This window comes from Micromonospora sp. NPDC005220, assembly GCF_040607895.1.
Classification (GTDB): Bacteria; Actinomycetota; Actinomycetes; order Mycobacteriales; family Micromonosporaceae; genus Micromonospora.
Genome location: NZ_JBEXHP010000008.1, coordinates 70,873 through 93,161, shown reverse-complemented (window position 1 = coordinate 93,161; position 22,289 = coordinate 70,873). Strand labels below are relative to the sequence as shown.

19 protein-coding genes are annotated in these 22,289 nt (G+C 72.4%); 12 read left to right on the top strand and 7 right to left on the bottom strand.

The window, feature by feature from the left end:
- Positions 1-33: 33 nt before the first annotated feature.
- From nuoK to ABZU52_RS05905, 5 genes are all read left to right on the top strand, one after another.
- Positions 34-333, top strand: coding sequence for an NADH-quinone oxidoreductase subunit NuoK (gene nuoK, locus ABZU52_RS05925; protein WP_030486270.1), 300 nt, complete (start codon positions 34-36; stop codon positions 331-333).
- A 12-nt stretch (positions 334-345) separates the two neighbouring features.
- Entirely contained in the window at positions 346-2,271 is a 1,926-nt protein-coding gene (gene nuoL, locus ABZU52_RS05920) for an NADH-quinone oxidoreductase subunit L (RefSeq protein ID WP_354969940.1), read from the top strand.
- A 64-nt stretch (positions 2,272-2,335) separates the two neighbouring features.
- Positions 2,336-3,871, top strand: coding sequence for an NADH-quinone oxidoreductase subunit M (locus ABZU52_RS05915; RefSeq protein ID WP_354969939.1), 1,536 nt, complete (start codon positions 2,336-2,338; stop codon positions 3,869-3,871).
- Positions 3,872-3,980: 109 nt separating this feature from the next.
- Complete coding sequence (gene nuoN, locus ABZU52_RS05910; protein ID WP_354969938.1) at positions 3,981-5,534, top strand: NADH-quinone oxidoreductase subunit NuoN; 1,554 nt, start codon at positions 3,981-3,983, stop codon at positions 5,532-5,534.
- A 90-nt stretch (positions 5,535-5,624) separates the two neighbouring features.
- Positions 5,625-6,710: a polyprenyl synthetase family protein gene (locus ABZU52_RS05905; RefSeq protein WP_354969937.1), complete on the top strand. Its 1,086-nt coding sequence runs from the start codon at positions 5,625-5,627 to the stop codon at positions 6,708-6,710.
- On the opposite strand, the gene ABZU52_RS05900 is transcribed toward ABZU52_RS05905, so the two are convergent.
- Positions 6,686-7,912 carry an MFS transporter gene (locus ABZU52_RS05900; protein ID WP_354969936.1) on the bottom strand — a complete coding sequence of 409 codons (1,227 nt, stop codon included), beginning with the start codon at positions 7,910-7,912 and terminating at the stop codon, positions 6,686-6,688. The two genes, ABZU52_RS05905 and ABZU52_RS05900, sit on opposite strands and share 25 nt — an antisense overlap.
- A 154-nt stretch (positions 7,913-8,066) precedes the next feature.
- On the opposite strand from ABZU52_RS05900, the gene ABZU52_RS05895 reads away from it, so the two are divergent.
- Positions 8,067-8,849 (top strand): IclR family transcriptional regulator C-terminal domain-containing protein, encoded by a 783-nt coding sequence (locus ABZU52_RS05895; RefSeq protein ID WP_354969935.1) that lies wholly within the window; start codon positions 8,067-8,069, stop codon positions 8,847-8,849.
- Between the two features lie 100 nt (positions 8,850-8,949).
- Here the strand turns inward: ABZU52_RS05895 and ABZU52_RS05890 are convergent, their stop codons facing one another.
- Entirely contained in the window at positions 8,950-11,076 is a 2,127-nt protein-coding gene (locus ABZU52_RS05890; protein WP_354969934.1) for a PhoX family phosphatase, read from the bottom strand.
- A 227-nt stretch (positions 11,077-11,303) separates the two neighbouring features.
- Here ABZU52_RS05890 and ABZU52_RS05885 point away from each other — a divergent pair, with 227 nt between their 5' ends.
- The gene (locus tag ABZU52_RS05885) at positions 11,304-11,819 is read left to right on the top strand and encodes a sigma-70 family RNA polymerase sigma factor (protein ID WP_051708644.1); all 516 of its coding nucleotides are present in this window, start codon (positions 11,304-11,306) and stop codon (positions 11,817-11,819) included.
- Positions 11,816-12,532, top strand: a complete 717-nt coding sequence (locus ABZU52_RS05880) for a zf-HC2 domain-containing protein (RefSeq protein WP_354969933.1) — start codon at positions 11,816-11,818, stop codon at positions 12,530-12,532. The genes ABZU52_RS05885 and ABZU52_RS05880 overlap by 4 nt, the downstream gene beginning before the upstream one ends.
- A 97-nt stretch (positions 12,533-12,629) precedes the next feature.
- On the opposite strand, the gene rarD is transcribed toward ABZU52_RS05880, so the two are convergent.
- The 4 genes from rarD to eccE all read right to left on the bottom strand — a co-directional run bounded on the left by rarD (position 12,630) and on the right by eccE (position 16,607).
- Entirely contained in the window at positions 12,630-13,574 is a 945-nt protein-coding gene (rarD, locus tag ABZU52_RS05875) for an EamA family transporter RarD (protein WP_354969932.1), read from the bottom strand.
- A complete protein-coding gene (locus ABZU52_RS05870) occupies positions 13,571-14,068 on the bottom strand; it encodes a GNAT family N-acetyltransferase (RefSeq protein WP_354969931.1) in 498 nt (165 codons plus the stop codon). The genes rarD and ABZU52_RS05870 overlap by 4 nt, the downstream gene beginning before the upstream one ends.
- 129 nt (positions 14,069-14,197) lie before the next feature.
- Positions 14,198-14,584 (bottom strand): phage holin family protein, encoded by a 387-nt coding sequence (locus ABZU52_RS05865; protein WP_354969930.1) that lies wholly within the window; start codon positions 14,582-14,584, stop codon positions 14,198-14,200.
- Between the two features lie 61 nt (positions 14,585-14,645).
- Entirely contained in the window at positions 14,646-16,607 is a 1,962-nt protein-coding gene (gene eccE, locus ABZU52_RS05860) for a type VII secretion protein EccE (RefSeq protein WP_354969929.1), read from the bottom strand.
- A 288-nt stretch (positions 16,608-16,895) separates the two neighbouring features.
- On the opposite strand from eccE, the gene ABZU52_RS05855 reads away from it, so the two are divergent.
- Positions 16,896-17,216 (top strand): WXG100 family type VII secretion target, encoded by a 321-nt coding sequence (locus ABZU52_RS05855; RefSeq protein ID WP_030334170.1) that lies wholly within the window; start codon positions 16,896-16,898, stop codon positions 17,214-17,216.
- A 21-nt stretch (positions 17,217-17,237) separates the two neighbouring features.
- Positions 17,238-17,531 (top strand): WXG100 family type VII secretion target, encoded by a 294-nt coding sequence (locus ABZU52_RS05850; RefSeq protein WP_112585712.1) that lies wholly within the window; start codon positions 17,238-17,240, stop codon positions 17,529-17,531.
- 148 nt (positions 17,532-17,679) lie between these two features.
- Here the strand turns inward: ABZU52_RS05850 and mycP are convergent, their stop codons facing one another.
- Complete coding sequence (gene mycP, locus ABZU52_RS05845) at positions 17,680-18,903, bottom strand: type VII secretion-associated serine protease mycosin (protein WP_354969928.1); 1,224 nt, start codon at positions 18,901-18,903, stop codon at positions 17,680-17,682.
- Positions 18,904-19,055: 152 nt separating this feature from the next.
- On the opposite strand from mycP, the gene ABZU52_RS05840 reads away from it, so the two are divergent.
- Together ABZU52_RS05840 and ABZU52_RS05835 are read left to right on the top strand one after the other, a co-directional pair.
- The gene (locus ABZU52_RS05840; RefSeq protein WP_354969927.1) at positions 19,056-21,926 is read left to right on the top strand and encodes an SseB family protein; all 2,871 of its coding nucleotides are present in this window, start codon (positions 19,056-19,058) and stop codon (positions 21,924-21,926) included.
- Positions 21,923-22,288 carry a hypothetical protein gene (locus ABZU52_RS05835; RefSeq protein ID WP_112585716.1) on the top strand — a complete coding sequence of 122 codons (366 nt, stop codon included), beginning with the start codon at positions 21,923-21,925 and terminating at the stop codon, positions 22,286-22,288. Before ABZU52_RS05840 ends, ABZU52_RS05835 begins: the two co-directional genes overlap by 4 nt.
- The last annotated feature ends 1 nt before the right edge of the window (position 22,289 follow it).

Below are 22,289 nucleotides of genomic sequence, written 5' to 3'. Positions count from 1 at the left end.
CCCCGCAGTCGCGAACGAAAGGACGCCTCAGCCATGACGCCTGACTACTACCTGGTGCTCGCGGCGGTGCTGTTCACCATCGGCGCCGCCGGTGTGCTCGTCCGGCGCAACGCGATCGTGCTGTTCATGTGCGTGGAGCTGATGCTCAACGCGGCCAACCTGACGCTGGTCACCTTCAGCCGGATCAACGGTGACCTCAACGGCCAGATCATGGCGTTCTTCGTGATGGTGGTGGCGGCGGCCGAGGTCGTGGTCGGGCTCGCGATCATCATGTCCATCTTCCGGACGCGACGCTCGGCGAGTGTCGACGACGCCAACCTGCTCAAGTACTAGAGGGGTCCACCGGTGGAAGAGACTGTGGAATACGCCCAGGCCACGGGGCTGCTCGGGGGCGTCTGGCTGCTGGTGGCGATCCCGCTGGTCAGCGCGGCCATCCTGCTGCTGCTCGGCCGCCGGGCCGACCGCTGGGGGCACTGGTTGGGCGTCGCCGCCATCGGCGCCGCGTTCGTGCTCGGCCTGAGCTTCTTCTTCCAGCTGCGTGGCCTGGAGAACAAGTCGGTCGAGCTGAGCCTCTGGGACTTCATCGCGGTCGGTGATCTGCGCGTCGACTTCGGCCTGCTCTTCGACCCGCTGGCCGCGGTCTTCGTACTGCTGATCACCGGGGTGGGTTTCCTGATCCACCTGTACGCGGTGGAGTACATGTCGCACGACGCCGGCCGTCGTCGGTTCTTCGCGTACTTCAACCTGTTCGTCGCGGCCATGCTGCTGCTGGTGCTCGGCAACAACTACGTGATGCTGTACTTCGGCTGGGAGGGCGTCGGTCTGGCGTCGTACCTGCTGATCTCCTTCTGGACCGAGCGGCCGAGCGCGGCCACCGCCGGCAAGAAGGCGTTCCTGATGAACCGGGTCGGTGACACCGGCCTGGCCATCGGCATCTTCATCATGTTCGCCACCCTGGGCACCACCCAGTACGACGAGGTGTTCAACGGTGTCGGCGCGCTGACCGGCACCACGGTGCTGGTCCTCGGCCTGTTGCTGCTGCTCGGCGCGGCCGGTAAGTCCGGTCAGTTCCCGCTCCAGGCGTGGTTGCCGGACGCGATGGAGGGCCCGACCCCGGTGTCGGCGCTCATCCACGCCGCCACCATGGTCACGGCGGGCGTCTACCTGATCGCCCGGTCCAACCCGATCTTCTCCGCCAACTCGACGCTGCAACTCGTGGTGGTCAGTGTCGGCGCGCTCACCCTGCTGATCGGCTGCATCATCGGTGCGGCCAAGGACGACATCAAGCGGGTGCTCGCCTGGTCGACGGTGAGCCAGATCGGCTACATGTTCCTCGGCGTCGGCCTCGGCGGCGCGGCGTACGCGCTGGCCATCGTGCACCTGCTGGCGCACGGTTTCTTCAAGGCCAACATGTTCCTGGGCGCCGGCTCGGTGATGCACGGGATGAAGGACCAGGTCGACATCCGCCGGTTCGGCGGGCTGTCGAAGTACATGAAGGTCACCTGGCTGACCTTCATGATGGGCTGGCTGGCCATCATCGGCATGTTCCCGTTCTCCGGCTTCTTCTCCAAGGAGCCGATCATCGTGGCCGCCTTCGAGCGGGACGACTGGACCGCCTGGCTCTTCGGCGGGGCGGCGCTGCTCGGCGCCGGGCTGACCGCGTTCTACATGACGCGGCTGTTCGTGCTCACCTTCCACGGCCCGAAGCGGTGGACCGAGGACATCGAGCACCCGCACGAGTCGCCGAAGCTGATGACCATCCCGCTGATCCTGCTGGCGGTCGGGTCGGTCGGCGCCGGCTTCCTGCTCTCCACCTCCGTTCCGGACTGGCTGACGGAGACCGCCGGGCTCGGCGGCGAGCACGCCGAGCACGAGGCGGTCCTCTCGCACGCCGTGATCACCACGCTGTCGCTGCTGGTCACCGTGCTCGGCGCCGGGCTCGCCTGGTTCCTGTTCCGGGCCGGCACGGCCACCGCGCCGCAGCCGGCCGGGGTGCTCGTCACCGCCGCCCGACGCAACCTCTACACCGACGCGGTCAACGAGGCGGTCTTCGAGAAGCCGGGCATCTTCCTCACCCGGGCGCTCGTGTACCTCGACAACCGGGGCATCGACGGGCTCGTCAACGGGCTCGCCGCCGCGGTCGGAGGGGGCTCGGGTCGCCTCCGCCGGATGCAGACCGGCTTTGTCCGCTCGTACGCCACCTCGATCCTGGCCGGTGCGCTGCTGGTGATGGCGGCGTTCCTGGCGGTGCAGGCGGGGTGGTTGGCGTGATCGACCTCTTTCCGGCCGCCCCCGCCGGCGGACCACGCAGTGACGACGGAGGTAAGGCCGCATAATGTCCAACTTCCCGTTCCTCTCGGTGCTCACCGTGGCGCCGCTGGTGGGCGCCCTGGTGGTGGCCTTCCTGCCGCGCCACCGCCCGGAGCTGGCCAAGCAGGTGGCGTTCGCCTGGTCGCTGCTCGTGCTGGTGCTCTCGGTGGTGATGTGGGTCAGCTTCAACGCCGGCGGTGACCGGTTCCAGTTCCGCGAGTCGTACTCGTGGATTCCGAACTGGGGTGTCAGCTTCACCTTCGCCGCCGACGGCATCGCGCTGGTGATGCTGATGCTGATCGCGGTGCTGGTGCCGTTGGTGATCCTGGCGTCCTGGCACGACGCCGAGTCGTCGAAGCGGTCGGTGCCGGTCTACTTCGCGCTGCTGCTGGTCCTCGAATGCACGATGATCGGTGTCTTCGCGGCCGCCGACGTCTTCCTGTTCTACGTGTTCTTCGAGGTCATGCTGGTGCCGATGTACTTCCTCATCGGCAGCTACGGCGGCCACCAGCGGCAGTACGCGGCGGTGAAGTTCTTCCTCTACTCGCTGGTCGGCGGTCTGTTCATGCTGGCCGCGGTGATCGGCCTCTGGGTGGTCGGCGGGAAGACCTTCGACTGGCAGGCGCTCTCGCAGGTCGACATCAGCACCGGCACCGAGCGGTGGCTGTTCCTCGGCTTCTTCCTCGCGTTCGCCATCAAGGCGCCGTTCTTCCCGTTCCACACCTGGCTGCCCGATGCCGGTGGCGCCGCCCCGGCGGGCGCCGCCGCGCTGCTGGTCGGTGTGCTGGACAAGGTCGGCACGTTCGGGATCCTGCGCTACTGCCTGCCGCTGTTCCCCGAGGCGTCGAAGTGGTTCGCGCCGTGGGCGCTGGCCCTGGGCGTGATCGGCATCGTCTACGCCGCGCTGCTGGCGGTCGGCCAGAACGACCTCAAGCGGCTGGTGTCGTACACCTCGATCGCGCACTTCGGGTTCATCGGGGTGGGCATCTTCGCCTTCACCACGCAGGCCGGTACGGGCGCGGTGCTCTACATGCTCAACCACGGCCTGGCCACCGGCCTGCTGTTCCTGGTGGTCGGCATGCTGATCTCCCGGCGTGGCTCGTCGTTGATCAGCGACTTCGGCGGCGCCGGCAAGCTGGTCCCGGTGCTCGCCGGGGTGCTGTTCTTCGCCGGTCTCGCCTCGCTCGCGCTGCCCGGCACCGCGCCGTTCATCTCCGAGTTCCTGGTGCTGATCGGCACCTTCACGGTGAACAAGCCGGTGGCGGTCATCGCCACGGTCGGCATCATCCTGGCCGCCGCGTACGTGCTGTGGATGGTGCAGCGCACCACCCAGGGCACCCTCAACCCGGCGCTGACCGAGGTCGACGGCATGCGCCGGGACCTCAACCTGCGCGAGAAGGTCGTGGTGGCCCCGCTGATCGCGCTGATCGTGCTGCTCGGCTTCTTCCCCAAGCCGGTCACTGACGTGATCAACCCCGCCGTCCAGGCGACAATGGACGACATCGGCAGAACCGACCCGGCGCCGTCCGTGGGCGACACCGTCCAGGAGGCAGGCCGGTGAGCGCGAGGAGTGAGCTTGCGAGCCCCACCCGGCCGCGCGAGGAGAGAGCGAAGCGAGCCCCGCAGTCGCGGGCAGAGTGTTGCGCAGTCGCGAACGAAAGGCCGGCACTGTGACCGAGTTGAAACTGCCGTCGATCGACTACGCGGCGATCGCTCCGATCCTGATCATGCTGGGCACGGCGCTGCTCGGCGTGCTGGTCGAGGCCCTGGTGCCGCGGCGTTGGCGGCACGTGGTGCAGCTGACGCTGGCGCTGCTCGCGGTCCTCGCGGCGTTGACCATGGTGGTGCTCAGCGCCGACGAGCGGATCATCACCGCCGGCCAGGCCCTGGCCATCGACGGGCCGACGCTCTTCCTCCAGGGCGCGATCCTGGTGCTGGCCGCGATGGCGCTGCTGCTGATCGGTGACCGTTCGGTCGAGCGGGGCGGGGCGTTCGTCGCCCAGGCCGCGGTGACCGCCGAGTCGGCCGACGACCGGCGGCAGGCCGAGGGGCGCAACGGGCTCACCGAGGTCTACCCGCTGACCACGTTCGCGATCGGCGGCATGCTGATCTTCGTGGCGGCGAACGACCTGCTGACCATGTTCATCGCGCTGGAGGTCTTCTCCCTGCCGCTCTACCTGCTCTGCGCGCTGGCCCGTCGCCGGCGGCTGCTGAGCCAGGAGGCGGCGATGAAGTACTTCCTGCTCGGCGCGTACGCCTCCGCGTTCTTCCTGTTCGGCGTGGCCCTGATCTACGGCTTCACCGCTGGCATCCCGGGCCGCTCGGCCGGCGTCGACTTCGCCACCATCCACGCGGCGGTGAGCGAGTCGCCGGCCAGCCCGGTGCTGCTCTTCGCCGGCATGGCGCTGCTCGCCATCGGTCTGCTCTTCAAGGCCGCGGCGGCCCCGTTCCACGTCTGGACCCCGGACGTCTACCAGGGGGCGCCGACCCCGGTCACCGGGTTCATGGCGGCCTGCACCAAGGTCGCCGCGTTCGGTGCGCTGCTGCGCGTCTTCCAGGTCGCGTTCGCCGACGCCAACTGGGACTTCACCCCGGTCCTCGGCGCGGTGGCGGTGCTGACCATGCTGGTGGGCGCGGTGCTCGCGGTCACCCAGACCGACATCAAGCGGCTGCTCGCGTACTCCTCGATCGCCAACGCCGGCTACCTGCTGGTCGGCGTGTTGGCGCCGAGCCGCGACGGGCTCGCCGGCACGATGTTCTACCTGGTCGCGTACGGCTTCTCGGTGCTGGCCGCGTTCGCCGTGGTGACGCTGGTCCGCGACGCCGACGGCGAAGCCACCCACCTGTCCCGTTGGGCCGGGCTGGGCCGGCGGTCACCGTTCTTCGCCGCGCTGTTCACCTTCATCCTGCTGGCCTTCGCCGGTATCCCGCTGACCAGCGGGTTCACCAGCAAGTTCGCCATCTTCGGGCCGGCTCTGGAGGGTGGTCAGGCCTGGCTGGTGATCGCCGGTGTGCTGACCAGCATGGTGCTGGCGTTCCCGTACCTGCGGGTCGTGGTGATGATGTGGCTCTCCGAGCCGGGCGAGTCCACCCCGACCGTCACCGTGCCGGGTGGGCTCACCTCGGCCGCGCTGATGATCGGTGTGCTGGCCACCCTGGTGCTGGGCGTTGCCCCGGCGCCGCTGCTCGATCTGGCCGCCGGAGCCGCCGAATTCGTACGATGACGCGAGTCTCGACAATCGGAGGCCGGTACGCGTTCGCGTGCCGGCCTCCGGTGCCTATCCCCGGCCCGGAGCAGGTCGAACGGGTGTGGCATGGTTGATGGCGTGGTGAATCCGGCGGGCGAGCGTTCAGGTGCCTCCGGCTCCGGCGGTCGACGGGGTCGGGCGAGCACGAGTCAGTTCGGCGCGGTCGGCCTCCATCTCGCCGATCCACGCGTCGAAGCGTCCGTGCTGAGCGTGCTGGACGCGGTCGAGGTCGAGCTGCGGGCCAGTGTGGCAAGCGCCGACCCGTTCGTCACGGAGGCGGCCCGGCACCTGGTGGAGGCCGGCGGTAAGCGGTTCCGCCCGCTGCTGGTGGCGTTGGGCGCCCAGTTCGGCGACCCGACCGGCGCGCAGGTCGTCCCGGCCGCCGTGGTGATGGAGCTCACACACCTGGCCACGCTCTACCACGACGACGTGATGGACGAGGCGGCCGTCCGGCGAGGCGCCCCGAGCGTCAACTCCCGCTGGACCAACTCGGTGGCCATCCTCGTCGGCGACTACCTGTTCGCCCGCGCGGCGGACATCGCTGCCGAACTGGGCATCGAGGCCGTCCGGTTGCAGGCGCGCACCTTCGCCCGGCTGGTGCACGGTCAGATCGCGGAGACCGTCGGGCCGCGCGTCGACGATGACCCGGTGGCGCACTACCTGAACGTGATCGCCGACAAGACCGGCTCGCTGATCGCCACCTCGCTCCGATTCGGCGGCATGTTCGGTGGCGCCTCTCCGGAGCACATCGAGGCCCTCGCGGGTTACGGCGAGACGATCGGTGTGGCCTTCCAGCTCTCCGACGACCTGCTGGACATCTCCTCCGAGTCGGTGCAGTCGGGCAAGACCCCCGGCACGGACCTGCGCGAGGGCGTCCCGACGCTGCCGGTGCTCTACGCCCGTGAGGCGGACGACTCCGACGCGTCGTCGGTGCGGCTGCGGGAGATCCTGGCGACCGGCCCGTTGACCGACGACGCCCTGCACGCCGAGGCGTTGGGGCTGCTCCGGGAGAGCCCGGCGCTGAAGCGGGCCCGGGAGACCGTGCGCAGCTACGCCGAGGAGGCCCGCGCGCAGCTCGCCCCGCTCCCGCACGGCCCGTCCCGCAGCGCGCTCGAGTCGCTCTGCGACTACATCGCCGACCGCACCAGCTGACCCCCGCCCCGGCCGGCTGCGGCGGCGCGGGTCAACTGTCGGCTGCCGACGAGCATCAGGGCGGCGGCGAGCAGCATCGCCACCGCCGCGGTGGTCCACATCGCCGGGTAGCCGAGGTGGGCGGCGAGTGGGCCGAGGCTCAACGGGCCGAGACAACCGCCCGCGTACACCCCGGTCTGGGTGATCGACGTGGCGGCGGCCGGTGACTGTGGGTGCAGCCGGACCACCGCGAAGTTCATCAGGCCCGGCCAGGCCCAGCCCAGGCCGAAGCCGAGCACCACGCCGACCACCAGCGGCACCGAGCCGGTCAACGCGAGCAGGCCCAGCCCGATCGCGCCGACGAGCAGCATCGCGGCGATGAGGGCGACGTGGCCGGAGTCGCGGCGGTCGGCCAACCAGCCGGCGCCCACCCGGGCCGCCACGCAGACCGCGCTACCCAGGGTCAGGGTGAGGCCGGCGAGGCCCGGCGACAGGCCCCGGGCCGCGGCGGAGTCCACCAGGAAGGTGCCCAGCGCGTTGGCCGCGCCCGAGGCCAACGTCGCCGCCGCGCCGACCACCACCAGCGCCGCCGTGGCCCGCCCGGCGCGGGTGGCGCCGGGCCGCCGGGCCGGGCCGGGCAACTGCCGGGGTACGGCGGCCAGCGTCGTCAGCGCGGCCACGGCGGCGGCCACGAACGCCCAGCGCCAGCCGGCGGTGAGCGCGATGGTGGGCACCGCCGCCCCGGCCAGCAGGGTGGAGACCGGGATGGCGGCCTGCTTGACACCGAACGAGAGCCCCTGCCGCCGGGCCGGCACGTGCTGGGCCAGCGCGGCGTTGCTGGCCAGTTGGCCGAGCGCGTTCGCGGCGGCGCTGAGCGCCACCAGGCCGACCAGCACCGGGTACGACCGGGCGAAGGCGGCCACGGCCAGCATCGAACCGGCGGCCAGCAGGATGCCGCAGCGGGCGACAACTGCCGGTCCGTACCGTTCGACCAGCCGGCCGGAGGGCACCGAGGCCAGCGCGCTGACCCCGAAGTAGACGGAGACGGCCAGGCCCAGACCGGCCGGCGAGAAGCCGAGGTCGGTGCCCATCTGCACGGCCAGACCGCCGAGCAGGAAGACGGGGAGTACGCAGGCCACGGTGGTGACGACTGCGCCGGCGCTGGCCCAGATCGGGCGGGGTCGGACGATCGCCGGATCGGGGGTGATCGAGGTGTCGGTCATCGTTCGGCAAACCTACGCGAGCCCGGCTCAGAGCACTCCTGGTGACCGGCGGGGCACAAGCTGTGGATGGTGATCTGGCATCCTCGACCCGAACAGGCATTTCGCACCGGGCCTGTTTTTCATATGGTGTAAGTCCCCGGCGGCGGAGGTGGTTGTGCGCGACCCCTTGGCAGAACCTTCGGACCTGATTCGCAGCGTGTCCCGAGCGCTACGGGTGCTGGAGTCGGTCGGTCGCGCCCCGAAGGGCCTGACCGTCAAGCAGATCGCCCGGCGCTGCGAGCTGACCGTGGCCACCACCTACCACCTGGTCCGCACCCTCGCCTACGAGGGCTACGTGATCCGTCGCGAGGACGGCACGTACATCGTGGGGTTGGAGGTGGCCGACCGGTACCGGGAGCTGGTGACGGCGTTCCGGGGCCCGCCGGCGGTCGGTGAGACGCTGCGCCGGGCCGCCCTGGACACCGGCTACAGCCACTACCTCGGTCGGTTCGTCGGCGGTCAGGTGGCCGTCACCGCGGTCGCCGAGGGGCACCGCTCGCCCTACCTGGAGGACCTGGTCCCCGGCTTCGACGAGGGGGCGCACGCGACCGCGCTCGGCAAGTCGCTGCTCGCCACCCTGACGACCGACCAGCGCTACCGCTATCTGCGCGAGTACGGCATGCGCCCGTTCACCACCGCCACGCTGACCACCACCGACAGTTTGGAGGCCGACCTGGCTGCCGGGGACCGGCGCGGCATGCAGCTGGAGATGGGGCAGTTCCGGCAGGGAGTGGCCTGCGCGGCGGTGCTCGTCGCGCCGGACAAGGACATGGAACGCCGTACCGTGCTGGCCTGCGCGTTGCCGGCCAGCGAGATGATGACCTCCGCCCGGGTGGTACGCGCCAAGCTGCTCACCGTGGCCCGCAGCGTGGCCGACGGCATCGCCGCCGACAACTGACCGCCGAGAGGCCCTCTCCCGGGCTGGGAGAGGGCCTCTCGGGGCGGCAGCGCCGAACCGCCGGAACAACGTCAGCGGCCGATCGGCCGCGGCTACGACCTCAGCTGCCCACCGGGCCGCCGTCGAGGCGCCAGGTGACCACCACGCCCGGCTTGGCGTAGTCACCGTCCGGCCAGTTCGACGCCGGGTTCTCCACCGAGGCACCGGTGATCTCGCCCGGGTGCTGCACCGCGACGAAGACCGAGCGGTTGTCGCCGGTGATGAACGGGCCGCAGGTCTCCGCGCCGAGCGGCACGGTCAGGAACTGCTTGAGGTGACCCCGCTCCGGACCCTCCACGGCGACGGCGAACAGGCCGTCGTTGCTGCCCAGCGCGTTGCCGTCGGTGGAGATCCAGAGGTTGCCGGTGGCGTCGAAGGCGACGTTGTCCGGGCAGGAGATCGGGGAGACCTTGGTCTTGTCGTACCCGGCGAAGAAGGTCGACGGGTCGGTCGGGTCGCCGCAGACGATCGGCAGTGACCAGGCGAAGGTCTCCGAGGTGTTGTCGTTGCGGTCCTCGACCAGCTCCAGGATCTGCCCGTGCTTGTTCGCAGTGCGCGGGTTGGCCTCGTCCGCCTTCGGGTTGCTGCCGACGCCCCGGTTGGTGTTGTTGGTCAGCGCCACGTACACCTTGCCGATGAGCAGGCTCGGCTCGACGTCCTCGGGGCGGTCCATCTTGGTCGCGCCGACCTTGTCACCGGCGAGCCGGGTGAAGGTGAGCACGTCCGCGGCGGTCATCCCGTCGACGAACGACCGGTTGCCGCTGACCAGCTTGATCCAGCTACCCCGGCCGTTGAACGCGCCGTCGGTGGGGAGCTTGCCCGAGCCGTCGATCTCGGCGGCGCTGGTCTGGTCGAGCTTCGCCACGTAGAGCGTGCCGGACTCCAGCAGGGTCAGGTTGTGCTTGCGGGCAGCCCAGGAGTTGCCCTTCATGAACTTCTGGTCCGAGACGAACTTGTACAGGTAGTCGAAGCGCTCGTCGTCGCCCATGTACGCGACCACGTGGCCGTCCTTCGCCACGATCACGTTGGCGCCCTCGTGCTTGAACCGGCCCATCGCGGTGTGCTTGCGCGGGCGGCTCTCCGGGTCGAACGGGTCGATCTCGACGACCCAACCGAACCGGTGTGCCTCGTTGGGGTGCTTCGCCAGGTCGAAGCGTTCGTCCGCGCGCTCCCACTTGCGGCTGCCGCTGGGGTAGCGGCTGGCGGTGCTGATGCCGTAGCGGTCCAGCTTCGGCTTCAGCTCGGCCGGGGCGGCGTCGGCGCCGACGAAGTACTGGTTGAAGTTTTCCTCGCCGGAGAGCACGGTGCCCCACGGGGTCACCCCACCGGCGCAGTTGTTCAGCGTGCCGACGACGGTGCGGCCCTTGGGATCGGCGGCGGTCTTCAACCACGCCGAGCCGGCGGCCGGGCCGGTCAGGTCGAACTTGGTGCTCAGCGCGGTGACCCGCCGGTTGTACGGCCGCGGACCCTTGTCGACCGGCTTCCACTGCCCGGTGCCGGCGACCCGCTCCAGCTCCACCACGGACATGCCGTGCGCGGCCATGGCGGTGCGCAGCTGCTCCACGGAGAGCCCGTCCAGGCCGGGGAAGCCGGGGAACATCAGGTCCTCGTTGGTGTACTCGTGGTTGACCACGAGCAGCGCCCGCTTGCCCTGCTTGTCCAGCGGCAGCACGCCCACGAAGTCGTTGTTGTAGCCGAACTGCCTGGACTGCGCGGCGGCGGTCTGGTGGTGCAGGTTGAACTCCGGCGCGCCCGGCAGCACCGGGTCACCCCACTTGATCACCACGGCGTGGTCGTAGCCGTTCGGCACGACCAGGGTGTCCAGCTTGTTCGGTGGGATCGGCTTGAAGGTCAGCGCGCCGCTGCCGACCCCGGTGCCGGGGCGGCCGAAACCGAAGGCCTCCGGGACGTCCGGCGTGCCCGGGGCCGCCACGGCCGGAGCCGCGCCGGCGAGCGCACCGGCTGCCGCGCCGCCGAAGCCGAGCACCAGCGCGCCGACCGCGCCGGCCCGGACCACGCCACGCCGCGACACCTCGGCGTTCACCACATCACCGAAGTACGCGTTGTCGGAGGTGTTCGGCACCGGGTGGTCACACGCGTTTCCGCACCGGTACAGGCAGGTCATGGCGTCACGGGTGCCATGGCGGGTGCCGGTCAACAGGGGGAGCAGCCGGGGACGGTCGCTCATGGGGGAAGCCTCCAGAGAAGTCGGTGGCACGACAGGCGGCGTACCAGCCGGACGCTAGGAGGACGTGGTGAGCGCCCGTCGGCCACGATGTGAACCGGGCGTGAACACCTTCGTGGGTGGCAACCACCAGGCAACCGGTCTGACCTCGGTCTGAACCGATCGGCGTGACCGCACGTATTCCCGAGCGGACGCACCGCCGGACGCGCGCCGGAAGCGAGGAGACAGCCATCAGCGACCACGACGCCCAACTGCTGCGCGCGCTGCACGACGAGCACGCGGAGGCGCTGTACGCCCATGCCCTGCGGCTGGTCAACGGGGACCGGCAGCGGGCCGAGGACCTGGTGCAGGAGACGCTGCTGCGGGCCTGGCGACATCCGGAGTCCCTCGACCCGAGGCGCGGGTCGGTGCGGTCCTGGCTGTTCACCACCGCCCGCAACCTGGCCATCGACGCCTGGCGGCGGCGATCCACCCGGGTCGGCGAGGTGTTCACCGACGACCTGCCGGAACCACCCGAGGTGATCGACGAGGCCGAGCGGGCGGTGGAGGCGTGGACCGTCGCCGAGGCCCTGAACCGGCTGAGCCCGACCCACCGGGAAGTGCTGGTCGAGTGCTTCTACCAGGGGCGGTCGGTGGCCGAGGCGGCGTCCCGCCTGGGCGTACCGCCAGGGACCGTGAAGTCCCGCACCCACTACGCGCTGCGGTCTCTACGGTTGGTCCTGGCCGAGATGGGGGTGACGGGATGACCCGGTGCGAGTTCGCGTACGACGACGGCGCGTACGTGCTGGGAGCCCTGGCCCCCGCCGAACGGGCGGCCTACGAGCGGCACCTCGGCGGCTGCGCCTCGTGCCGGGAGGCGGTCGCCGAGATCGCCGTGCTGCCCGGTCTGCTCGGCCGCCTCGACCCGGCGGGGTTGGAGCAGATCCTGCCGCCGCCGGCCCCGCCCCGGGTGCCCGCGCTGCTCGACGAGGCCCGCCAGCGCCGTCGTCGGGAACGCGCCGCGGACCGGCGACGGTACGCACTGACCACACTGGCCGCCGCCGGGCTGGCGCTGCTGGTCGGTGTGGGCACCGCAGTGGCGCTGCCTCGACCGGGGAACCCCTCCGGGCCCCCCGGCGCGCAGGGCAACCCGGCCCCGCAGGTGTCGATGGTCGCCATGCGACCGGTGGCCGCCGCCGGGCCGGTGCACGCCGACCTCGGGCTCACCGGCACCAAGTGGGGCACCGAGGTGCGGATGCGCTGCGGGTACGACGCGCGGACGAGCTACGGCAAGGCGTACCCGTTCCGGCTGGTGGCGCGCGGCCCGAACGGCGCCACCGAGCAGATCGGCTCCTGGCTGGCGGCCCCCGGCGACGACCTCAGCTTCACCGGCGCCACCAGGTTCACCGACGCCGAGCTGGTCAGCGTGGAGCTCCAGAGAGCCGACGGCACCCCGCTCCTCACCTACGCCGTCCCGTAACCCCGCCCCGCTTATCCGCGTCCGCCGCGCCCCACCCCACCCCGCCCCGCCCATCCGCGTCGATCAAGGAGTTGTGGTGGGTGACAAATCGCCCAAACTAGTGCTGGACGGGCACCATAACTGCATGATCGACCGTGGGTGGGGGTGGGGAGTGGCGGGACTGGCGGGTGCGGTGGGAGGTTCGGACGGCGTCGGCGGTGAAGACGATCAGGGCCAGCCAGACCAGTGCGAAGCCGGCCAGCCGGGCCGGCGGCATCGGCTCGTGGAAGATCAGCACACCGCAGCCGAGCTGGAGGATCGGCGCCAGGTACTGGATCATGCCGAGGCTGCTCAGCGGCAGCCGGTTGGCCGCCCCGGCGAACATGAGCAGCGGAATCGCGGTGGCCGCGCCGGCCAGCACCAACAGCGCGGTGTGCCCGGCCGAGACGTGCCCGAAGGTCAGGTCCGCGTTTGCCGTCAGCCAGCCGAGGTAGCCCAGCGCCGGCAACGCCAGCACCGCCGACTCGACGAAGAGCCCCTCGGCCGCCGGCAGCCCGAGGCGCTTCTTGACCAGGCCGTACCCGGCGAAGCTGAACGCCAGGGTCAACGCCAGCCAGGGCAACCGGCCGTAGTCCACGGTGAGCACCGCGACCGCCGACCCGCCGATCCCCAGCGCCACCCACTGCGCCGGGCGTAGCCGCTCCCGCAGCACCGTCACCCCGAGCAGCACCACGACCAGCGGGTTGATGAAGTAGCCGAGCGCGGTCTCCACCACCCGGTCGGAGTTGACCCCGTAGATGTAGGTGCCCCAGTTGACCGCGATCAACGCGGCGGCGGCGGCGATCCCCGCCATCGCCCAGGGGCGGCGCAGCAGCGCCCGCAGGAAGCCGACATTGCGCAGCGCCGCCAGCAACAGGGCCACGAAGACCACCGACCAGACGATCCGGTGGGCCAGGATCTCCAGCGGGCCGGCGGGTCGCAGCAACTTCAGGTAGAGCGGAAAGAAACCCCAGAGCAGGTACGCGCCGAGGCCGTAGAGGTATCCCAGGCGGAGTGGCGTCACGCCTCTACCGTAAGGGGCGTAGTGCTGCTTTGTTCCTTTCCGGTGATCGGGGTCACCGGGGGTCGCTGGTCCAGCTGCATCCACCGCTCCGGGGCACCCAGCGGCGCGAAGCCCACCCGCGCGTACACCTGGTGCGCGTCGTTGGTGCAGAGCAGGATCCGGCGTACGCCGAACTCGGCCAGGTGGTCGCGGACCGCGCCGGCCAGCCATCCGCCCAGCCCGCGGCCCCGGGCGGCGCGGTCGACGTACACGTCGCAGAGCCAGGCGAAGGTGGCGCGGTCCGTGACGACCCGGGCCACCGCCACCTGGCGGCCGTCCTCCGGCCGGTAGATGCCGAACGGCAGTGCGCCGGCGAACGCGCGCTCGGTGGTCTCCCGGTCCCGTCCGAGCGCCCAGTACGCGTCGGTGGACAACCAGTGGTGCACCAGGTCCAGGTCGATCCGCGCCGGATCGGTGCTGAGCAGGTGGCCGTCGGGGTAGGTCAGCGAGAACATGCCGCGACGTTAATCGTCGAGGTGGGCGCTGCGGCCGGCCAATTCCCGAACTCTGGTCACCGGTCCGTCCGGGGCTCCGGCCGAGGTCGGAACCCCGGACGGGCCGGGTGGGTGCTGGCTGGTCGCCGGTCAGTCCCGATCGAGGACGGCGCCGAGGATCCAGGTCACGATGCTCACGAAGAGGGCGCCGAGCACGGCTGCCGGCCAGAAACCGTCCACCGCGAACGGCAGCCCGGCCTGGTCGGCGATCCAACTGGTGAGCAGGAACAGCAGCCCGTTCACCACCAGGGCGATGAGACCCAGGGTCAGCAGGTAGAAGCCACAACCGACGGTCTTGATGATCGGCTGGAGGACCGCGTTGACCACCCCGAAGATCACCGCCACCAGAAGCACTGTGGTCACCGTCTCGGTGGCCGAGTTCGAATCCAGGGAGATGCCCGGGATGAGGAGCGTGGCCAGCCAGAACGCCAGAGCTGTGCTGGCCAGCCGAATCAGCAGACCTTTCAGAAAATCCATGGCCGGGATCGTGCCACGGACCACGCACCGGCGTAACCCGACAGCCGGCCATCCTGGCGGATCAGCCGCGTACCGGCGAACCGATCAGTTGCGCCTCGATCGGCGTGGTGGAGAGCAGTGCCCAGCGCAGCGCTCGGCGGTTGACCACGGCCACCATGTCCTCCCTGATCCTGGTCAGCCACTCGGCCGAGCCGCCCAGCCCCAGCGCGGCGCCGGCCAGGGATGCCTCGGCGGAGGTCAGCGGCTGGAGCAACGCCAGGTCGGCCCGGCTCAACGCGTCCACATCGGCCGGGGTCAGCTCGTCCCGTACCACCAGGGTGGCCCGCCACGGCGGGCCCGGCGCGGCCTCGGCCGCCACCGGCCCGGCGTCGACGATCAGCAGCAACGGACGTAGCGCGGTGCCCACTCCGTCGGCTACCGCCCGACCCGGGGGGAGCAACGGGATCGTGCCGCCCGGAGCGCCAACCCCGCGCACGAACGGCTCCCAGGCGCGCGGCCGGGCGGTCTGCACCACCACCAGGGCACCGAGCGCCAGCGCGCGGAGGGCCACCAGCTGGGCGGCGCGCACCCCGCCGACCAGAAGCACCCGGGTGCTCTCCGGCCGGAACAGTCGCACCGTGACGGCTCGGCCGTGCCGGTTGGTGCCGACCATCATTCCCGCGTCGCCCAGGGACAGCTCCCAGTCGTCCACCGCCGGGCCCGGAAGCGCCCCCGGCACCCCTGGGCGGGGCTGCGCCCCGGGCGCCCTCAGCGCCAACGGCAACGTGGCGGCCAACCCGCCCAGCTGGGCCCCGTCGAGCCGTCGCAGCTTTCCACCCAGGTCGGTCACCAGGCGAACCAGCGCCTCGGTGGCCACCGCCAACTCGGTCGCCGACCCGGCAGCCAGGCGTACGGTCAGCTCGGTCGGCACGCCGCTGCTCACCGACGGGCCCGACGACATCGACATCATCGGCGACGGACCCGAGCACATCGACACCGTCGTAGCCGTCGCCGGCAGCGCGAGCAGGCGGGGCACCAACCGGCGTCCAGCCGCACCGCCGGCATCGGGCCACTGGATCAGCCGGAAGGTGGCCTGGACCAGGGTGCCGGACCGGATCGCCGGCCAGGACTCCCGGACCGGTTCGCCGTCGTGGTGGGCCAGCTCGGCCAGGACGCGCAGCGCCGCGGGCACCCCGAGTGGCCGCGCCGCCAACGGCCCGAGCCGGCGGACGATCCGGCGGACCGTGCCGGCGAGTACCCGGCGCAGGTCCTCCTCGGACCAACCGTTCCCGCGCAGCACCCGGACCGCCACCACCGCCCGTTCGCGCCCCGCCAGTCGCCCGTCGGTGAGCTGCCGGTACGACGTGCCGACCGTTCCACCGGCGCCCGGCACCGGTGCCGGTGCACCGGCGAGCAGCAGCTGGACCAGCAGCGGAGGCAGGTCCGGCCCGGCCGGGGGGAGCAACGCGGCCGGGGTGGGGATCGGCTGGGAGGCGTCGCCCAGCAGATCGCCGGGGTCGCCGAGCTCCAGGAGCGCGACCATGCCGGTGGTGTCCTCCAGGACGGCCGCGGGCCCGCCGGTCAGCTCGGTCGAGCGGACCACGGTGCCCGGTGCGACCAGGTCGAGCAGGTCCGCCGGTCCGGCCGGCCCGGTCAGCGCCCGCCGGTGGGTGAGGTGCCCGACGGCGGTGCCCAACCACTCGAAGAGCCACCGCCCCCGAACCGGCACCCAGGCGGCCGCCACCAGCAGCACGGCCACCAGTGCGGCCACCGCGACGACCGGTGCGGGTCGGCCGAGGGCGACGAGGACGAGCGCCGCCGCGACCTGCGCGGTGACCAGCTGGCCGGCTCGCGCCCCGGTGCCCGCGCGACGGCCGAGTGTGACCCAACGGTCCACCGGCGACCGGCGACGGGGGGCGCGCTGGTCGGCCGACCCCGGGCCGCGGTCGGTGGGGCGACCTGGCCCGGTCGCCGCTGGGGAGGCGGCTGCCCGCGACCCGACCGGGGTCGGTGGGCGCGGCCCTCCGGTGGTGATCGCCGGCACCGTGCCTCCTCGACCAGTGGGGACCGGGTCGGGCGGCCGGCCGCCCTCCGACGGCCCGTCACGCGCCGCGACGTGGCTGCGGCACATCGTAAGCGACCGATGGCCGCTCGGTTGTCCACAGGGGAAGCCGGTGGGGTAGCAGAACTGCTACGAGGTCGCTACCGTCAGCCACGAAGTCCTTCGCTGACCCGTGTCTCAGTGCTCGACGACCGGGCCAAGCGACGACGCGTCCGTCCAGGGTGGGCGCGTCGACGGCCAGTGCGATCCGAGAGACGAGGTGATGTCCGGGTGTCCCAGACCAAGGCAGAAGCCGCGGTGATGCAGCAGACCGCCGCGAAGTTCGAGCAGGTGGACCAGTCGTTGCAGTCCATGCTGACCGGCCTGCTGGCCGAGCTGGAGGTGTTGCAGCAGGCCTGGCGTGGCGCTGGTGGCCGGTCGTTCGAGCAGGTCAAGCAGCAGTGGTCACAGGACCAGGCCGCGCTGCACCGCGCGCTGCGCGAGACCGCCGGTGCGATCCGCACCGCCGGCCGGCAGTACGACGTGTCCGACGACGAGGTGGCCAGCCGGGTGGCCGGCACCAACCGCGGCGGCATCCAACTGCCGCTCTGATCCCACTGGGGAGGGAATCCGATGGACCATGGTGTGCTGGTCGTCAACTTCGCCGCGCTACAGCAGGCCGGCGCTGACATTCAGAAGGCGTTGAACACCCTCGACGCGCAACTCGGCCAACTCGAACGGGACGCCGCCCCACTGGTGGCGAGCTGGACGGGCGAGGCGCGGCAGGCCTACGAGCAGCGGCAGGCGCGGTGGCGCTCGGCCTCGCAGGACCTGCAGGGGATGCTGCGTGACATCAGGTTGGCGGTGAACGACTCCGCCACCGACTACCTGGACACCGAGAAGAAGAACACCGGGCTGTTCCAGTGAGCGTTGTGGGCCGGGAGCGCTGACCGTGTCCGGGTCAGCGCCCCGCCCGCAGCCGGTCGGAGGTCGGGGCCGGGCGCGAGCGGGGTCAGGCCGGGCGCGAGCGGGGTCAGATCGTGCGCGGGCGGGGTCAGATCGTGCGCGGGCGGGCTCAGGCCGGGCCGGCTGGGCGCCAGCGTCGGCGGGCGCCCCGGGGCACCACCAGGGCGAGCAGCGCCACGGTGACCGCCGTCATGCCGGCCACCGCGCCGACCAGCAGGGCCCGGTCCCGCGCGGCGTCCCGGCGGGCCTGCCGGGCGAGCTGCGCCGGGTCGGCCCGATCGTCGGCCAGCCCGGCGACCGCCCGCGCGCCGGTCGCACGGCCGCCGCCGGTCTCGGTGACCGCCCGGTAGGGGTTCAGCACCCCGGCGCCGTACCCGCCGCCCCGGCCCGCACCCGGAGCTGGATCGGCGGTGGCGATGATCCGCTCCACCACCTGGGCGGCGGTCAACTCCGGCCGGTACTCCCGCAGCAACGCGGCGGTGGCGGCCACGAAGGGCGCCGCGTAACTGGTGCCCTCGACCCGATGGTGGCCGGCGCCGGGTGCGGCGGTCAGCACCTCACTGCCCGGTGCCACCAGATCGACGTACGGGCCGGTCTGCGAGAACGTCGCGCGCCCGCCGTCCGCCCCGATCGCGCCCACGCCGAGCACCCCGTCGTAGCCGGCGGGGAACGGTCGAGGGTTCCCGCTGTCGTGCAGGTTGCCGGCGGCGGCCACCAGCACCACGTTCCGGTCGACCGCGTACCGCACGGCCGAACGGACCTCCGGGTCGTCCGCGTACAGCACCACGGACAGGTTCACCACGTCGGCGTCGTGGTCGACGGCCCACCGGATGGCCCGGGCGAACTCGTCGGCGCTGACCGTACGCCCCGACTCCCGCCCCTGCACCACCTGCTGCTCGCTCACCCGCACCGGCAGGATTCGAGCGCCCGGCGCCAGGCCGCGGAAGGCAACGTCGGGGCGGGGTGCCGCCGCGATGATGCTCGCCACACCGGTGCCGTGCCCGGCGCAGTCCCGGCCACCGTCCCCGCCGGGGTCGAGCAGATCGGTGCCGGCCAGCACCCGCCCCGCCAACTGCGGGTGCACCCGGTCCACCCCGGAGTCGACCACCGCGACGGTCACCCCGACGCCGGTGGCCAGCGGCGCGAGCCGCGCCGGGTCGTACCGTCGCTGGGGCCAGGGTGTGGCCGCGACCGGCCGGACGGGGGCGAGTGGGGTCGCGCAGGCCGGTGCCGCCCGGAGCCCGGCGGTGGCGGCGGCGGTCGGCAGGGCCGGTACGGTCAACAGGCTGGCGGCCAGACCTGCGAGCACCGGGCGCGTGATCGATCGGGACATCGACACCCTCCGTATCGTGTCGGCTCCGGAACGGGATGTTATCGCCTCCCCCGCTCCCGGGCAGACCGCCGCCGGCCAGCCATTGTGATCTTGGTACCACCTTGTAGGTTGTACGCGATACCTGTGGCCTGTTCTCGGAAGGGGAGGTGGCCGTGACCGAATGGGAGCCGGCCACGGAGGCCGAGGTGGCGATGCGCGACGCGCTGCGCGCCAACGACCAGGAGCTCTACTTCCGACTCCTGTCCCGCACCGATGTGCTGCTGCCGGTCTCCGCGCCGACGCAGCCCGGCCAGCCACCCGCCGGATGGGGCACCTGGACCACCGGCGGCCGGACCCACGTCCTGGCCTTCACCTCCGCCGCCGCCTTGCAGGCCTGCCTCGGCGACAACGCCGGCGGCAACCGACGCATCCCCTTCGCCGATCTCGCGGCCAGCTGGCCCAACCACGAGTGGTGGCTCGCCGTCAATCCGGGTCTGCCGGTCGAGGGTTACCTGCCGGCCTGGTTCGTGTCGCAGCTGTCCCGCGGCGACGTGCGACTGCCCGGCCGCGCCATGGGTGCCCGCGCTCGCCTGGAGCGGGCCGAGACGTTGGCCCGCACCCGGCCCGGCATGCCACCTCGGGACGCCGCGCCGGCCGCCGGGTCGCCGCCGGCTGCCGGGCCCGAACCGGGTCCGGCTGCCCCGATCTCGCCCCGGCGGGCCCCTCGGGTGGGTGCCCCTCCGGTGCCGGGCCCGGCGCCCCGACCACCCGTCCCCGCCGAGCCGCCGCGCCGACCCGGCGAGGAGGACCTGCCCGCCGGCGTTCAGCGGCACCCGACCGAGCCACCGCCCCGGCCCGCGCCGGGCAGCGGAGCCCTGCCCCGCACCGGGCGGCCGTCCCGGTTCACCCCGTTGGCGTCCGCCACTCCCACCACCGATCAGCCCGGTCCGAGCGTGGGCTGGCCGGCAGCGACCCGGCCGGGCGACGTCGACGGCCCCGCCGCGGGTAACGGCAACGGCGGCCCCCAGGCGGCACCTCGGCGCTCCTTCTTCGACCCCAGCCCGGCCCGCGACCCGGCCTCGGGCGGGGGGCGTCCCGCTGACCGGGCGGCCCCGCCGAGCCGGTTCGGGCGAGGCAGCCAGCCCTTCCCGCGCCGCCGCCCAGCCGAAGCGCCGGGCGACGAGACCGCGACACGGGCGTTTCCGATGGCGGCGGACCCGGCAGCCACCCAGCCGGTGCGTCGGCCGGAGGGTCGCCTCGGCGCGTCCCGGCCGGAGGGCGGCCTCGGCGCGTCCCGTGGGGTGGGCGCACCGCCACCCGGCGAGGAGATCACCCAGCCGCTGCCGCCGCGCCGGCACAACCCGCTGGCCGAGGAGCCCACCCGCGCGTTCCGGATCACCGGTGAGTCGCCACTGGTCGGCGCGCCTGGGCGGCCCGGTCCGTCGGCCGAGGAGACGCAGGCGATCCCCCAGGACCGGTCGGGCCGGTTCGGGCCGCCGCCGGAGGAGCTGCCACCGTCCGTCGCGGAACCGGTCTCCGGGCCACCCGCGCCGCGCCGCGGCTTCACGCCCATCGTCATCGAGGGCACCATCATCGAGTCCCGCGACCTCACCGAGCCGGTGGAGAGCAGCGCGCCGGCCCAGACGCCCCGCCGGCCCAGCCCCACCGAGGCCGCCCCGCCGTTCGGCCCGGCGCCCTCCGGTCCGGGCCTGTTCGGTCCGTCGTCTGCCAGCCCCGCCGAGGCCGCGCCGCCGTCGTTCGGATCGGCGCCTCCCGGTCCGGGCCTGTTCGGTCCGTCGTCCTTCGGTCCCAGCCCGTCCGGGCCCGCGTCGTTCACGCCCGGTCGGCCCGCCTCGAACCCGTCCAGCCCACACCTCGTAACGCCGACAGAGGTCGGCGACGGCCCGGGTGATCCGGCTATCGACCGCCGAGTCGACGCCCCGGTCAGTGGCGACCGCGCCGACGGCGGTAGTTCGTCGGTCGGGCCGACCGGTACGGACCGGGCCGGCAGCGGCGAGAGCGCGATCGCGGGCGACGGTCCGCGGTCGCCGGCCGACGAGCCGCCGCCGGTGGAGTTCGAGCCGGCCAACACGGTCGAGGAGGACCTGCTCAGCGCCGCCAGCTCCGGCAGCACCGACACGTTCCTGTCCACGCTGCTGCTGGCCCGGGTGCTGCTGCCGGCGGCACCGGACTCGGTGCGGGGGAGCCGCCCGGGGGATCCCGGCTTCGTCTGGCGTACCGGGCAGCTCGACGGCGAGACGTACGTGGTGGTCTACACCTCGGCGGAACGCCTCGCCGACCACGTCGAGGAGGACGTCGACACGGTCCGGGTGAAGTTCGCCCAACTGATCCGTCGCTGGCCCGACGAGGACTGGTCGTTCGCCGTCAACCCGGGCACGCCGGTCGGTGCCAAGCTGCCCGGTGAGCAGATCGTCGCGTTGGCCAACTGGGCCGCCGAGGTGGGGCTCGGGGACGACCTGGAGGTGGACCAGGAGGAAGCGCCGGCCGTGGCCGAGCCCACCGCCCGCCCCCGGTACGCCCCCGCGGCGGTCGACCCGACCCGGCCCACGGTCATGCAGAAGGCGATCGCGCCCAGCCAGCTCGCGTACTACCTGGATCGCGGGTACGACCGGGTGTCCGGGTTCGTGCACCGGGCCGGTGAGCTGTCCCACCTGACCACACCGGCTCAGCTGCACGACGCGCTGGGCCTCAGCTACCCCGGCTCGCCGTTCGCCCCGGACGCCGAGGAGATCTACGTGCTGCGCTGGCCGGCGCACCGGCCGAGCCTCTACCGCATCCCGTACGGCGGTCAGAACGAGCCGGCGATGCGGGCCATGGAGGGCTGGGTCATCGAACGCCCGCCGTTCCGGGGCAACGGCTTCGCCCCGGGCGAGAGCAGCGACGTCGTGGCCGAGTTCAAAGTGGACAGCGCACGCCTGCCGCACGGCGCCCAGCTCTGGCGGATCGGCGCGGACGGCACCGAGCGGGTGGTCGCGGAACTGGACACCGACTCGGTCACCTGGCGACGGGTCGGGGAGGCGTGATGCGCGACGGTTACGTGGCCCGTTGGCAGGGCCGGGAATACCAGGCCAGCCCGGACGGCGACAACATCCGCCTCTACCAGCCCGAGCCGGGCGAGGGTTTCGAGGAGGTCCGCGCGGGCCGCTACGTCCGGGTGCTGCCGGCGAGCGAGATCGAGGATCTGGCGTACGTGCGGACCACCTGCACCTGGAAGGGGCAGCCGTTCATCGTGCTCGGCGAGCACGACGCCTGGCTGCGGGTGGAGTACACCGGTGGTCGCTGGCCGGTGGCCGAGGCGATGCGGCTGGAGGTCTTCGACTTCGGTGTCTACCAGGGTTGGGCGCCGGCCGCCGAGGTCACCGATCTGCGGGAGCAGCGGGTCTGAC

What these genes read in the sequence shown, in the direction of transcription:
- nuoK (WP_030486270.1), top strand. Translation starts at nt 34, where the DNA reads ATGACGCCTGACTACTACCTGGTGCTCGCGGCGGTGCTGTTCACCATC.
- ABZU52_RS05915 (WP_354969939.1), top strand. Translation starts at nt 2,336, where the DNA reads ATGTCCAACTTCCCGTTCCTCTCGGTGCTCACCGTGGCGCCGCTGGTG.
- ABZU52_RS05905 (WP_354969937.1), top strand. Translation starts at nt 5,625, where the DNA reads ATGGTTGATGGCGTGGTGAATCCGGCGGGCGAGCGTTCAGGTGCCTCC.
- ABZU52_RS05900 (WP_354969936.1), bottom strand. Translation starts at nt 7,912, where the DNA reads ATGACCGACACCTCGATCACCCCCGATCCGGCGATCGTCCGACCCCGC.
- ABZU52_RS05890 (WP_354969934.1), bottom strand. Translation starts at nt 11,076, where the DNA reads ATGAGCGACCGTCCCCGGCTGCTCCCCCTGTTGACCGGCACCCGCCAT.
- ABZU52_RS05880 (WP_354969933.1), top strand. Translation starts at nt 11,816, where the DNA reads ATGACCCGGTGCGAGTTCGCGTACGACGACGGCGCGTACGTGCTGGGA.
- ABZU52_RS05870 (WP_354969931.1), bottom strand. Translation starts at nt 14,068, where the DNA reads ATGTTCTCGCTGACCTACCCCGACGGCCACCTGCTCAGCACCGATCCG.
- ABZU52_RS05865 (WP_354969930.1), bottom strand. Translation starts at nt 14,584, where the DNA reads ATGGATTTTCTGAAAGGTCTGCTGATTCGGCTGGCCAGCACAGCTCTG.
- ABZU52_RS05850 (WP_112585712.1), top strand. Translation starts at nt 17,238, where the DNA reads ATGGACCATGGTGTGCTGGTCGTCAACTTCGCCGCGCTACAGCAGGCC.
- mycP (WP_354969928.1), bottom strand. Translation starts at nt 18,903, where the DNA reads ATGTCCCGATCGATCACGCGCCCGGTGCTCGCAGGTCTGGCCGCCAGC.